The 12,516-nt window shown below is 67.3% G+C and carries 14 protein-coding genes and 1 other RNA gene; 8 read left to right on the top strand and 7 right to left on the bottom strand.

Annotated features, from left to right (window positions below):
* Positions 1–136 precede the first annotated feature (136 nt).
* From ACFXI3_RS38590 to ACFXI3_RS38580, 3 genes are all read left to right on the top strand, one after another.
* Positions 137–922 (top strand): IclR family transcriptional regulator, encoded by a 786-nt coding sequence (locus ACFXI3_RS38590; RefSeq protein WP_378406367.1) that lies wholly within the window; start codon positions 137–139, stop codon positions 920–922.
* Positions 923–1,170: 248 nt separating this feature from the next.
* Positions 1,171–1,386 carry a hypothetical protein gene (locus ACFXI3_RS38585; RefSeq protein WP_378406365.1) on the top strand — a complete coding sequence of 72 codons (216 nt, stop codon included), beginning with the start codon at positions 1,171–1,173 and terminating at the stop codon, positions 1,384–1,386.
* Positions 1,383–2,336 (top strand): hypothetical protein, encoded by a 954-nt coding sequence (locus ACFXI3_RS38580; RefSeq protein WP_378406363.1) that lies wholly within the window; start codon positions 1,383–1,385, stop codon positions 2,334–2,336. The genes ACFXI3_RS38585 and ACFXI3_RS38580 overlap by 4 nt, the downstream gene beginning before the upstream one ends.
* Positions 2,337–2,477: 141 nt before the next feature.
* Here the strand turns inward: ACFXI3_RS38580 and ssrA are convergent.
* Positions 2,478–2,852, bottom strand: a transfer-messenger RNA (tmRNA) gene (gene ssrA, locus ACFXI3_RS38575).
* Positions 2,853–3,029: 177 nt separating this feature from the next.
* Here ssrA and ACFXI3_RS38570 point away from each other — a divergent pair.
* The 5 genes from ACFXI3_RS38570 to ACFXI3_RS38550 all read left to right on the top strand — a co-directional run bounded on the left by ACFXI3_RS38570 (position 3,030) and on the right by ACFXI3_RS38550 (position 7,291).
* Positions 3,030–3,722 carry a sensor domain-containing protein gene (locus ACFXI3_RS38570; RefSeq protein WP_344268901.1) on the top strand — a complete coding sequence of 231 codons (693 nt, stop codon included), beginning with the start codon at positions 3,030–3,032 and terminating at the stop codon, positions 3,720–3,722.
* Positions 3,719–4,852 carry a sensor domain-containing protein gene (locus tag ACFXI3_RS38565; RefSeq protein ID WP_344268898.1) on the top strand — a complete coding sequence of 378 codons (1,134 nt, stop codon included), beginning with the start codon at positions 3,719–3,721 and terminating at the stop codon, positions 4,850–4,852. Before ACFXI3_RS38570 ends, ACFXI3_RS38565 begins: the two co-directional genes overlap by 4 nt.
* Positions 4,853–4,909: 57 nt before the next feature.
* Positions 4,910–5,551: a response regulator transcription factor gene (locus ACFXI3_RS38560; RefSeq protein ID WP_344268895.1), complete on the top strand. Its 642-nt coding sequence runs from the start codon at positions 4,910–4,912 to the stop codon at positions 5,549–5,551.
* Positions 5,552–5,668: 117 nt separating this feature from the next.
* The gene (locus ACFXI3_RS38555) at positions 5,669–5,887 is read left to right on the top strand and encodes a hypothetical protein (RefSeq protein ID WP_344269261.1); all 219 of its coding nucleotides are present in this window, start codon (positions 5,669–5,671) and stop codon (positions 5,885–5,887) included.
* Positions 5,888–5,989: 102 nt separating this feature from the next.
* Complete coding sequence (locus ACFXI3_RS38550) at positions 5,990–7,291, top strand: acyltransferase (RefSeq protein WP_378406361.1); 1,302 nt, start codon at positions 5,990–5,992, stop codon at positions 7,289–7,291.
* Here the strand turns inward: ACFXI3_RS38550 and ACFXI3_RS38545 are convergent.
* The 6 genes from ACFXI3_RS38545 to ACFXI3_RS38520 form a co-directional block, all read right to left on the bottom strand.
* Positions 7,281–8,177 (bottom strand): amidohydrolase family protein, encoded by an 897-nt coding sequence (locus tag ACFXI3_RS38545; protein WP_378406359.1) that lies wholly within the window; start codon positions 8,175–8,177, stop codon positions 7,281–7,283. The genes ACFXI3_RS38550 and ACFXI3_RS38545 overlap by 11 nt on opposite strands.
* Complete coding sequence (gene smpB / locus ACFXI3_RS38540) at positions 8,174–8,656, bottom strand: SsrA-binding protein SmpB (RefSeq protein WP_116206697.1); 483 nt, start codon at positions 8,654–8,656, stop codon at positions 8,174–8,176. The genes ACFXI3_RS38545 and smpB overlap by 4 nt, the downstream gene beginning before the upstream one ends.
* Before the next feature lie 138 nt (positions 8,657–8,794).
* Positions 8,795–9,688: a permease-like cell division protein FtsX gene (gene ftsX / locus ACFXI3_RS38535; protein ID WP_037359041.1), complete on the bottom strand. Its 894-nt coding sequence runs from the start codon at positions 9,686–9,688 to the stop codon at positions 8,795–8,797.
* A 45-nt stretch (positions 9,689–9,733) separates the two neighbouring features.
* Positions 9,734–10,423: a cell division ATP-binding protein FtsE gene (gene ftsE, locus ACFXI3_RS38530; RefSeq protein ID WP_009073292.1), complete on the bottom strand. Its 690-nt coding sequence runs from the start codon at positions 10,421–10,423 to the stop codon at positions 9,734–9,736.
* A gap of 98 nt (positions 10,424–10,521) precedes the next feature.
* Positions 10,522–11,625 carry a peptide chain release factor 2 gene (gene prfB, locus ACFXI3_RS38525; RefSeq protein ID WP_344268870.1) on the bottom strand — a complete coding sequence of 368 codons (1,104 nt, stop codon included), beginning with the start codon at positions 11,623–11,625 and terminating at the stop codon, positions 10,522–10,524.
* A 64-nt stretch (positions 11,626–11,689) separates the two neighbouring features.
* A complete protein-coding gene (locus ACFXI3_RS38520; protein WP_344268867.1) occupies positions 11,690–12,190 on the bottom strand; it encodes a helix-turn-helix transcriptional regulator in 501 nt (166 codons plus the stop codon).
* Between the last annotated feature and the right edge of the window lie 326 nt (positions 12,191–12,516).

The raw sequence follows: 12,516 nt of genomic DNA, 5'->3' as shown, positions 1-12,516 counted from the left end.
TGGCGGTAGTGTCTGGGATTCAAGACAGCACGTGGCGAGAGCCTCGGCTACCGGAGCGAACGGACCCCTCATACTCCGTCTGGGCGGTGCGAGGGGTCCCCTCGCACCATTTCCCGAGGAGGCAGAGGAGTCCCCGGTGAGCAGTTCCGACGTCCCTGCCCTGCGCAACGGCCTCTCCGTCCTGCGCCTGCTGGCCGGCCACGCGGGCCCAGTGTCAGCCGCTGCCATCGCCAGAGACCTGGAACTGCCGCGGTCCACGACCTACCACCTGCTGAACGAACTGACCGCAGCCGGCTTCGTCACCCACCTGCCCGCCGAACGCCGCTACGGCCTGGGCATCGCCGCCTTCGAACTCGGCTCGGCCTACCTGCGCCACGACCCGCTGGAACGCTTGGCCGGGCCGTTGCTGCGCAAACTGGTAGACCGCATCGGTCACACCGCCCACCTGGGCGTCCTGCACGGCAACGAGTCCCTGTACCTGATCAAGGAACGCCCAGCCCGCCCAGAAACGCTGGTCACCGACGTCGGCGTACGCCTCCCCGCCCACCTGACCGCCTCCGGCCGCGCGATGCTGCAACACCTGCCAGCCGCACACGTCCGCGCCCTGTTCCCGGCTGCCGCGTCGTTCGTCCTGCGCACACCGCGCGGCCCCAATTCGCTGGCCGCACTACGCCGCACGTTGGCGACCGAACGCCGCCTGGGCTGGTCAGTGGAGGATGGCCACGTGACGGCCGGTTTCGCGTCTGTCGCCGCGCCGGTGTTTGACCACGGCTCGCGCCCGATGGCGGCGATCAGCGTGACGTTGCGCCATCTTTGCCCAGACGACGTTCCGTGCGACGAAACCTTTCCCGCCCTAGCCGAAGCCGTCGCGGCCACCGCAGACACGCTCACGACACATATCGGCGGCAATCGGCCGGACTGAGGTCAGGACTCGAGAACCGCAGACCGGCGTTACGAAACAAAAAGTTAACAGGTCTCAATCTTCAAACAGCCCCTGAACAGGGAAAACCCTCCTCACAGCACTCCTTGCCAGGGGAAAAATACTATGCTAAGTTCCCTTTTCAGGGACACTTCTATGTCCGCAAGCCCACCGGCAGGCACCGGTCGGGCTTTTTTGTTTTTCAGGGCCTTCGTGTTCACCGCGAAGGCCCGTTTTCGTAAGGAGACCCGATGCACTCGATCACCGACACCACCGCAGCCTTCGCCACCCTGGCGATGTGCATGTGGTGCACCAGTGCCATCATCGCGATGCGCACCATCCGAACCATCGCCACCACCGCGATCAACCGGGCGAACCCCTGTGACCTCGCAGCAGTACTTGGCGCACTGCCAGGAATGACGAACGAAATCAGCCGCCTCCGGGTCATCGCAAGAGGACTCGCATGAACCAGTCCGACCCGACAGCCAAAGCGGCTATCCACTCGAGCGACGACGACGTAGTCGGCGTCGCGCTCGCTCAGATGACGGGCTATGTCGCAGACTTTGTTGTCTTGCACGATGCCTTTGAGGTTCCCGTCGCGACTCTGGTCCGGCTCTTCAAGGCGCGCGCCGTTCGAGTACTCGATGACTACGATTACCTGGGCCGCACGCATAGTATTCTTCGCTCAGGACGGCGACAGCTACGCGAGCTGCTCCTAGAAAGAGGCCTTGCCGAAGACGAACTGGACTGGAACAGCTCGCCGGCAGTGCGCAAAATCGGCTCACGCCACGGCGTGGACACCCTCTTAGAATGTCGGCACTGTCGCCAGTCGAAGATCCCCGTTCTAGGAAAACAAACCGGCAGACCCCGCGAGTACTGCTCCCCCTCCTGCAAGCAGGCCGCATACCGAGAACGTAGGGCAAACCCGGCGACAGTCGCCGCAAGGCTCAACGATCCCGAAAACGGCATAATGCCCTGCTTCGCCGGAATCGAAAGACGGATTCCGATTGACATCCGTTTCGGACTCGTAGAACTGGCCAACAACAAAGCTATCCGCATGGAACAGGTCCTGCTCGAAGACGTCGCAGCCAGCCCGGAAGCCGAACGCTACCTAGCCCGCCGCTGGCCGAACGCAAGCCCCTTGGCTGGAGCCGCACGCGCCGGGCTGGCGTACGCAGAAAGACGCGGCACCCACGTGCAAGAGGTGTTCCTGCACGGCAAGGACATCCAAGAACGAATAACCCCTTACTCCGTCTGCTTTGACTGTCGCTACCTGCACGCGATGCCACGGATCTTCACCGAGTATGGCTGCACAGAGTGGCTAGAGATACCCCGACCGTCACCCACCGGAACCCTGATCGCCCTAAGGATCAACCCCCTGAACCACACCTACCTAGCAACCTTCGACTGGAAGTAGCCACCCACCTAAGGCGACCACAACGACGGGGGTCCAGGGGGCGCAGCCCCCTGGCGGGGGTTTGGGGGTCCGACCCCCAAAGCCAGATACGAAGAAGAGCCCTGGCCAACGCGTAAGCGTGGCAGGGCTCTCCCGCGAATCGAGTGGAGGTGCCGGGAATTGAACCCGGGTCCTCTAGCGCCTCCTCAAGGCTTCTCCGTGCGCAGTCCGCTCTGTCTCTGCTTGGCCCCTTCAGTCACGCGAACAAGCTGAAGTGACGAGCCCAGCCACTGTTTGCTTCCCTGCCAGGCCCCGTGGCCGGGACTGGAGGTGAGCCTCCTAGCTGATGCCGGAAACCGGGTCGGAGGCGACCCCGGGCCGACAGACTTGCTCTACTGCGATCAGGCAGCGAGAGCGAAGTCGCGCTGGCTATTGGCCTTGGCGCTTATTAGGTTGCGATGACGCTTGCGGTGGTCTCTCGCCTGCACCGGCACGCTTCCCTTGATTCAACGTCCAGAGTCGAAACCGTTCACCCCCTTGTAGGTGCTCGTAACCTACCCATCATAACTCCCCCGGCAACCCGATAATTCCGGCATGGGCCCGCGGGCGGGGTAGGGCTGTCCCCACCTCCAAGATGCCCGCTCGCCCCCTGGTTGCCCGGGGCCGGCCCGGCCATGCTGAGCAGGTCAGATTCCGCAGTGAGGGAGCCCCGCCATGGTCACCGTGCCCGCCGGTCGCAGTTTTGGGCGCCGCACTCCGCCGTTGGGCGGGGCGCTGGCTTATCTGCTGCTCAACCTGCCCATCGGCATCCTCTCGTTCACGCTGATCGTGACGCTGGCGTCGGCCGGGCTCGGGACGCTCGTCGTGTGGCTGGGCGTTCCGCTGCTCGCGCTGCTCGTCCTGTTCGCGCGGACCGCCGGGCGGGTCGAGCGGGGGCGGGTGTTCGCGCTGCTGGACGTCTACGTCGACGACCCCTATCTGCCGTTGCCGCCGTCGGGGCTGAAGCAGCGCTGGCTGACCCGGCTGAAGGACCCGGCGACCTGGCGCGACCTGTCCTACCTTTTCCTGCTCTTCCCGCTCGGCCTGGCGGAGTTCGTGCTGGTCGTGACGGTGTGGGCGGTCAGCTTGGGCCTGGTCGCGCTGCCGGTCTACTACCGCTTCCTTCCGGACGGGGTCTACGCCTTCCCGAGCTACGATGTGCCTTGGTTCGTCGTCGACTCGACGGTGACCGCGCTGCCGTGGGCGGCGCTGGGGGTGTTGTTCGCCGCGATCGCCGTGGCCCTGACGAAGGGGCTGGCGGCGCTGCACGCGGCGTTCGCGACCGGGCTGCTGCGGCCCACCGTCGCCCAGCGGCGTCGCATGGAGCGCTCGTGGAACGAGATCGACGGGATCACGGTGGCCGGATGACTTCGCAAGAACCGCCTCCGGAGCACCCGCGCCCGAATCCGGCTCGCACGATCGGATACATGATCCCGTCGTTCGTGCTGCGGCTGCTGCAGTTCATCCTCATCGTGGTCGGCGGGACCCTCGGCACGGGCACGCTCATCATCTGGATCGGCTTCCCGATCCTGCTGGCGGTCACCGGGTTCATCCGCTGGTCGGGCGACCTCGAACGGCGCTGGACCCGCCGGATGCTCGGCACCCCGCTCGGCCCGGTCGAGCGGCTGCCGCTGGACGGGCAGTCGCTGACCCGCCGCTGGCTGACCCGGCTGTCCGACCCGACGACCTGGCGCGACCTGGCTTACCTGATGGTCGCGTTCCCGCTGGCGATCGTCGAACTGCCGATCGCGATCGCGTCGATCGTGCTGCTGCCGATGGCGATCTGGGTGACGCCGTGGCTGGGCTGGCTGCACGGCAACCTGGCGCTGTCGATGCTGGGCCCGAACCGCACGAAGAAGCTCGAAAGGAAGGCTGAGCACCTGCAGGCGTCGCGGGCTCGTGGCGTCGACGCCGCGGAGGCCGAGCGCCGCCGGATCGAGCGCGACCTGCACGACGGCGCCCAGCAGCGGCTCGTGGCCGTCGCGATGAGCCTCGGCCGGGCGAAGTCGAAGTTCGACAACGACCCGAACGCGGTGCGCGATCTCATCGACGAGGCGCATTCGGACGCCAAGCTCGCCGTTTCCGAGCTGCGCGACCTCGCTCGCGGCATCTACCCCGCCGTGCTCGGCGACCGCGGTCTCGACGCGGCTCTGTCCGCGCAGGCAGCGAAGTCGCCGATCCCGGTGGACGTGCACGTCAACGTCGAGCCGCGGCCGCCCGCCGCGGTCGAGACCACGGCGTACTTCATCGTCGGCGAGACCCTCACCAACATCGCCAAGCACTCCGGAGCGACCGAGGCGACGGTGAAGGTGTGGCGCTCGGACACGCACGTCATCACCGAAATCACCGACAACGGCCACGGCGGCGCCGAGGTTCGCCCTGGCGGCGGGCTCGCCGGGCTGGCCGACCGAGCGGCGACCATCGACGGCGTGATCACCGTCGTGAGCCCGGTCGGCGGGCCGACGGTCATCAGAGCGGACCTGCCGTGTCAATGGTGACCCGTCCGTGAGTGAATAGCCTCCGGGAGCTTTTCACTCACGGACCTGGGGGCTTTGATGCGAGTAGTGATCGCCGAAGACGCCGTGTTGCTTCGGGCCGGGGTCACCCGGTTGCTCGCCGACGAGGGCATCGAGACGGTCGCCGCGGTCGACAACGGCGACGATCTGCTCGGCGCGATCACCGAACACCGTCCTGACCTGGCGATTGTCGACGTCCGGATGCCGCCGACGTTCACCGACGAGGGCTTGCGCGCGGCGCTGGCCGCCCGCAAGGAGATCGCTGGCCTGCCGGTGCTCGTGCTGTCGCAGTACGTCGAGGAAAGCTACGCGGTCGAGCTGCTGTCCGGCGGCGCCGGCGGCGTCGGCTACCTGCTGAAAGAGCGCGTCGCCGACGTGGACGAGTTCCTGGACGCGGTCCGCCGCGTCGCGGACGGAGGCACCGCCATCGACCCCGACGTCATCGCCCAGCTGATGGCCCGCGGCCGCCGCAACCCGCTCGATTCGCTCACCGCGCGCGAATCCGAGGTGCTCGGACTGATGGCGCAGGGACTGTCCAACAACGCCATCGCGAACTCGCTGGTCGTGTCGCACGGAGCGGTCGAAAAGCACATCGGCAACATCTTCGCGAAGCTCGGTCTCGAGGCCAGTTCCGAAGAACATCGCCGGGTTCGCGCGGTGCTGACCTACCTTGGCCGTTAAAGCCTGGCCGTTAAAACCCTGACCGCTGAAACCCCTCACTCGAACTGACGGCAGCCCGGGCGGGCGTCCCTCGCCTACCATGGACTGATGCCGCCCGAACCGAGCGAGGAGAACCCGATGTCCGACCGCAGCGTCCGCTTCTTCGGCGGCCCGCTCGACGGCCGGGTGCAGGAACTCGCCGACGAGGAACCGGTTCCGGGCACCGTCGTGCGCCACATCCACCTGCACGGCGGCCCGAAAATCGAGACGCGGTACGAACTCGGCCTCACCGAGGACGGCTGGGCGTACCGGGTCCAGGCGCACGAATCCGAACCGGAGCCCGACACCCTCCCGTAGCGAGGTAGGGCAAACCCCACCTCGCACCCCCTGCTGGCCAGAGCCCCTTTTCGGTGGTCTGCACCGCTGTTTCCGCGCCCGGAAACCGACAAGCTCTTCAGCATGACGACGAGCCAGCTGCCGACCCGCGCCCCACGGGCGTCCCGGGACAAGTTTCTCGACGTGGTGCGCGCCGGAGCGATCCTCGCGGTGGTCGCGCAGCACTGGACGATGCCGGTGCTTTCCTTCTCCGGCAACACTCTCTCCACCGGCAACGCCCTCGCGACGCCGGGCTGGTGGATCATCACCTGGGCCTCGCAAGTCATGCCCCTGGTCTTTTTCGCCGGCGGCGCGGCGAACCTGATCTCCTTGCGCCGCGCGGAATCCACCCGCGCCTGGTTCGCCGGACGCGTGCGCCGGCTGCTCGTTCCGGTGCTGCCGCTCATGGCGGTGTGGCTCGTCGTGCCGGATCTGTTGCACGGCCTGGGAGTTCCGCCACAGCCAGTACAGGTGGCCAGCGCGATCGCCGCGCAGCTGCTGTGGTTCCTGTCGGTCTACCTGCTCACCGTGCTGCTCACGCCGCTGATGGTCGCCGCACACCGGCGCTGGGGTCTCGCGGTGCCGGCGGCACTGGCCGGGCTGGGCGTTCTCGTTGACGTGGCACGGTTTTCCGACCTCGGCCTGATCGGGTATGCCAACGCCGTCATCGTCTGGGTCGCCGTGCACCAGCTCGGTTTCCACTACGTCGAAGGCCGCCTCGGCTCGCTCAGCCGCCGTGCCGCGCTCGCCGTGTCCGCCGCCGGTTTCGGGGTGACGGCGCTGCTGGTCGCGTTCGGTCCGTACCCGGCGAGCATGATCGGCATGCCAGGCGCGCCGGTGTCCAACATGAGCCCGCCGACCGTCCTGCTGCTGTTCCTGGCGCTCGGCCAGATCGGCTTCCTGCTGGCGTTCCGCGAGAAGCTCGTCTCGCTCCCCCGCGTCACGGCCGCGCTCAGCTGGCTCAGCCCGCGGTTCATGTCGGTCTACCTGTGGCACATGCCGGCGCTGGTCGTGGTTTCCGGCGTGACCGTCTTCGGCCTCGGCTACTCGACGCCGACCCCGGGTTCGTCGATGTGGTTCCTCATGGCACCCGCCTGGTTCGCGGTGTGCGGCGCGGTGCTGCTGGGCCTGCTGCGCCTGTTCGAGCGCTTCGAGATGCAGCCAGACGGCCTGGTCGTGACCGCTCGGACGCCGCAGCTGGTGCTGGCGGGCCTGCTCGCCTCCGGCGGTCTCCTCGGCCTGGCCGCGCACGGGTTCGCACCGCTGCGCGACGGCGTGCTGAACGGTCCGCTGCCATGGGTGGCGCTGGTCGCGGCCGGGTTCGCCCTCGCCGGACGTCAGCTGTCGCTGCCGCGCGGCCGGGCCCTCGTGGCGGTCAAACGCTGAGCAGCTTCGCGGGGGTGTCGTGCAGCACCGCTCGCAGGAATGGCTCGCCAAGGCGATCGTCGGCTGCCCAGCCGGCGATCGCCTTCAGCTGTGTGGCGTAGGAGTACGGGATGTTCGGGAAGTCGGTGCCGAGCACCACGCGGTCAGCCACCTCCGCCAGCCGGACCGTCCAGTCCGAAGGCAGCGGCGACATCGCCTCCGAGAACGGCACGCCGACCATGGTGGTGTCCAGGTGCACCCGCGGGTAGCGCGCCATCAGCTCGAACGCGGTGGTGAACTGGGGCATCGCCGCGTGCGCGAGGACAGCGGTGAGCCGAGGATGCCGCTGCAGGACTTCCTCGAACACCTCGAGCCCGGTGAAATCGCCGCGCAACGGCCCGTGTCCACAGTGGATCACCACCGGCACGCCCGCTTCGGACAGCGAGCCCCACACGCCATCGAGCAGCTCGTCCCGCGGGTCGTACGCGCCGACCTGAACGTGCGCCTTGAAGCACCGGGCTCCCGCGCGCAACGCATTGTCTACATAGGACGCCGCGCCCGGCTCCGGGTAGAACGTGCCAGTCGGCACCGCTTCCGGAACCTGCTCGGCGAACTCCAAAACCCACGACGTGAGCCACTCCGCCATGCCCGGCTTGTGCGGGTACACCAGCGGCGCGAAGGCTTTCACGCCCAACGCGCGCAGCGTTTCGATCCGCTCCGCCTCGGGCGTGCGGTAGTGGATCGGCCAGGGTGTGCCGTAGTGCTGCTCGGCGCGGTCGAAATACGCCCACACCTTGTCCAGCACCGGCTTCGGCAGGAAGTGGACGTGCAGGTCGACGATTCCGTCGAGGCCGAGCCCGGCGATCCAGCCCGGGACGTCGGCGTCGGCGGCCGGACCCGCGCTCACTCCGTGAACCGGCCCTTCAACGCCCGTCCCATCGCGCGGCTGATGTCCTTCTGCGCGTCGCGTTTGGCGAGCGACTGGCGCTTGTCGTAGGCCTTCTTGCCTCGCGCGAGCGCGATCTCGACCTTGACCTTGCCGTCCTTGAAGTACATCGACAGCGGCACCAGCGACAGACCGCTTTCCTTGGTCTTGCCGATGAGCCGCTCGATCTCGCGCCGGTGCAGCAGCAGCTTGCGCGTGCGCCGCGGCATGTGGTTGGTCCAGGTGCCCTGGGTGTACTCGGGGATGTGGACGTTGCGCAGCCACACCTCGCCGTCGTCCACCGTCGCGAACGCGTCCACAAGCGACGCTTTGCCGGCCCGCAGGCTTTTCACCTCTGTGCCCACCAGCACCATCCCGGCCTCGTAGGTGTCCAGGATGGAGTAGTCGTGCCGAGCCTTGCGGTTCGACGCGATGACCTTCTGTCCACGTTCCTTGGGCATACCGGCCAGTTTACGTGGCGTCCAGGCGATCAAGCACGCCGGTTTACGGCCGGTCACCCGGCGAAGTCAGTGCTGCTGGAGACGCACGAACCGCCCGGCGAAAACGTTCGCCGGGCGGTTCGGATGCGAAGAAAGCGGCTAGTGGCGCACGTACAGGCGCAGCGTCACGTACCCGGTGATCGCCGAGATCACGATCGACACCGCCAGCAGGATCGGCGCGACCGGGAACAGCACCTCGAGCGTGGTGATCTGCGGGAACACTTCGCCGGTGAAGACCGTGTCGAGGAAGGACAGCTTCGTCAGAAGCAGGAACACCACCCCGAGCACGGCGCCGACCGTGCCGGCGACCACCGCCTCCAAGAGGAACGGCAGCTGGGTATACCACCGCGTCGCGCCCACCAGGCGCATGATGCCGACTTCCGTCCGCCTCGTGAACGCCGAAACCTGAATGGTGTTCGCGATCAGCAGGAGCGCGGCGACGGCCATGATGAGCGCCATCACGAACGCGATGTTCCGGACGCCGTTGAAGACGTTGAACACGCGGTCGAGGAACTTCTTCTGGTCGTCGACCTTCTTGACGCCGGGCTGGCCGGTGTACTGCTTGATGATCGCGTCGGACCGGTCCGGGTCCTTCAGCTTCACCTGCAGCGACGCGGGCAGCGCCTCGGGGCCGGTCAGCTCGAGCAGTTCGGGCTGGCTCGCGAAGATCTTCTTGAACCGGTCGTAGGCCTGGTCGCGGTTCTCGTAGACGACCGACTCGACACCGGGGTTGTTCTGCAGCGACTGGCGGAGCCCGTTGCAGAGTGCCTGGGTGCAGTTCTTGTCGTTCGCGCTCACGTCGTCGACCAGCGAGACCGAAACTTCGACTTCGGCGAGGAAGTTCGCCTTCATCTTGTCGATCGTGCGCACGGCGAGCAGACCGCCGCCGAGCATGGCGAGCGAGACCGCGGTGGTGAGGATCATCGCGATGGTCATCGTGACGTTCCGGCGCAACCCGGTGACGACCTCGCTGAAGACGAAACTGGCTCGCATCGCTCTAGTAATTCCTTGGGTCGGGGCGGAAAAGGGCGGGGTGCGTCAGCGGCCGATGCCGTAGACGCCGCGGGCGTCGTCGCGGATCACGCGACCGAGCTGCAGCTCGACGACCCGCCGCCGCATCGAGTCCACGATGGAATGGTCGTGCGTGGCCATCAGCACGGTGGTGCCGGTGCGGTTGATCCGCTCCAGCAGCAGCATGATGTCCTGGCTGGTGTCCGGGTCGAGGTTCCCGGTGGGCTCGTCGGCGAGAAGCACGAGCGGGCGGTTCACGAACGCGCGGGCGATCGCCACGCGCTGCTGCTCGCCGCCGGAGAGCTCGTTGGGCAGCCGGTCGGCTTTGCCGTCGAGGCCCACGAGTTCGAGCACCTCGGGCACGACCTTGCGGATCGTGGGCCGCGGTTTCCCGATGACCTCGAGGGCGAACGCCACGTTTTCCGCGACGGTTTTGTTGGCCAGCAGCCGGAAGTCCTGGAACACGCAGCCGATGGTCTGGCGCAGGCGGGGGACCCTGCGCCGGGCGAGCTTGGCGACGTCGAAGTTCGACACCATGACCCGTCCCTTGGAGGGCACCTCTTCCCGCAGCAGCAGCCGCAGGAACGTCGACTTCCCGGAACCGGACGGGCCGATGAGGAAGACGAACTCACCCTTGTCGATCTCGACCGACACCCGTTCGAGGGCGGGACGGGTCGAGGTCTTGTAGACCTTGGAAACCTCTTCGAGCCGGATCACGGTTCGGCATCCTACCCATGGGCCCCGTTAAGCCCGGGTTGCCGGTGCCTTGGGTGACCCGCGCCTCGTCCCGGCGCGGGTCGCCGCCGCGTCGCGGATCAGACCGCGTTCGCCTGCTTGCGCCAGCGGATTCCGGCTTCCAGGAAGCCGTCGATGTCGCCGTCGAGGACCGCGGTGGGGTTGCCGACCTCGAATTCTGTGCGCAGGTCCTTGACCATCTGGTAGGGGTGCAGCACGTAGGAGCGCATCTGGTTGCCCCAGCTGGAGCCGCCGTCCTTGAGCGCGTCCATTTCGGCCCGTTCCTCCTCCTTTTTGCGCTGCAGGAGACGCGCCTGGAGGACCTTCATCGCGGCCGCCTTGTTCTGCAGCTGCGATTTCTCGTTCTGGCACGAGACGACGATGCCGGTCGGGATGTGCGTGAGGCGGACCGCGGAGTCGGTGGTGTTGACGCTCTGGCCGCCGGGGCCGGACGAGCGGTACACGTCGACGCGGATGTCCTTTTCCGGGATGTCGACGTGGTCGACTTCCTCGACCTCGGGCAGGACCTCGACGTGCGCGAAGGACGTCTGCCGGCGGCTCTGGTTGTCGAACGGCGAGATCCGCACGAGGCGGTGGGTGCCTTGTTCGACCGAGAGGGTGCCGTAGACGTACGGGGCGGTCACCTTGAAGGTGGCGGACTTGATGCCCGCTTCTTCGGCGTAGGAGATGTCGAAGACGTCTGTCGGGTAGCCGTGCCGCTCGGCCCAGCGCAGGTACATGCGCAGGAGCATTTCGGCGAAGTCGGCCGCGTCGACGCCGCCCGCTTCGGAGCGGATGTTGACGACGGCGTTGCGGTCGTCGTATTCGCCGGACAGCAGGGTGCGGACTTCGAGCGCGTCGATGTCTTTGCCGAGGTCGGCGAGGTCGCTCTCGGCCTCGGTCATGCTGCCGCTGTCGCCCTCGTCGGCGGCGAGCTCGTAGAGGACGCCGAGGTCGTCGAGGCGCTGGCGCAGTTCGGAGACGCGGCGCAGCTCGGCCTGCCGGTGGGACAGCTGGCTGGTGACCTGCTGGGCCTCTTCCACGTTGTCCCAGAGGGTGGGGCTGGACGCCTGTTCCTCGAGCTCGGCGACCTGGGCCCGCAGCGCGTCGAGGTCCATCACCGACTCGATCTGCGTCAGTTTGCCGGTCAGGTCCTTCAGCGCCGCATCGAACTCATCACTCACGTCGGACAACGTTACGGCAAAACCCACGACCGGTCGCGAACCGGTCGTGGGGCCGTGGCGGAGCTCAGGCCTGGGGGATCGAGTCGAGCAGCTTCAGGGCGGCCTTGGCCTGCGCCTGTGCGAACTCGGCGACTGCCTTGGCGTAGGGGCCGTCGGCGGTCTTGGTGGCGTTCTTGGCCTCTTCGAGCTGCGCCTGGTAGGTGGTGCGAGCGCTGTCGAGCAGTGCGCTGCGCTGTTTGGCCGTCAAGGAGCCGGCGTGCACGAGCCGCAGGATGAGCGGGCTGCGCAGGTGGTCGGGTCCGGCCTCGGACGTGAGCCACGTCTTGAAGGCCTTCTTGCCTGCCGCGGTGAGCACGTACTGCTGGCTCGAACGGGGTCCCTGCTTGCCGAGCCGGACGAGACCCTCTTTCGAGAGCGCCGGGAGCTCGCGGTAGACCTGGCTGCGGGTGACGCTGAAGAAGGCGCCGAAACGCTCGTCGGCGCCCGAGACCAGCTGCCCGCCCGTGGCGGGGCCGTCGTGGAGCAGACCGAGCAGAGCGGCGGCGGTTGCATTCAATTCGGACACCCCTCTACGGTCCCACTTATCCGTCGCTGTGTCCACAGTGGTCACCAATCAGTCCATTGTGGCCAGCGGCAACCCCTCTAACAGCCCAGTCCGCAGGTATGTCCACAATAGACTCTGCCACTCTGCGCAACCACCGCCGAAACGATCACCGCGCCGCAACCACCACCCGAGCGACGGCCAAATGGCGCACAAAAAAGCCGGGGGGGGGGGGTGCGCGCCGTCCCCCGCGGTGTGTGGGAGTATGGGGCGGAGGGGTTTGAACAGGGGGCGCGGGGGGTTTGGCCGGGGGGGCGACCGGAGGGTGGCACCCCAGGAGGGTGGAAACA

Source organism: Amycolatopsis sp. NPDC059235, from assembly GCF_042754125.1.
Lineage (GTDB): Bacteria > Actinomycetota > Actinomycetes > Mycobacteriales > Pseudonocardiaceae > Amycolatopsis > Amycolatopsis albidoflava.
The sequence above is the reverse complement of the archived record's forward strand: the minus strand, read 5'-3'. Positions and strand labels throughout refer to the sequence as shown.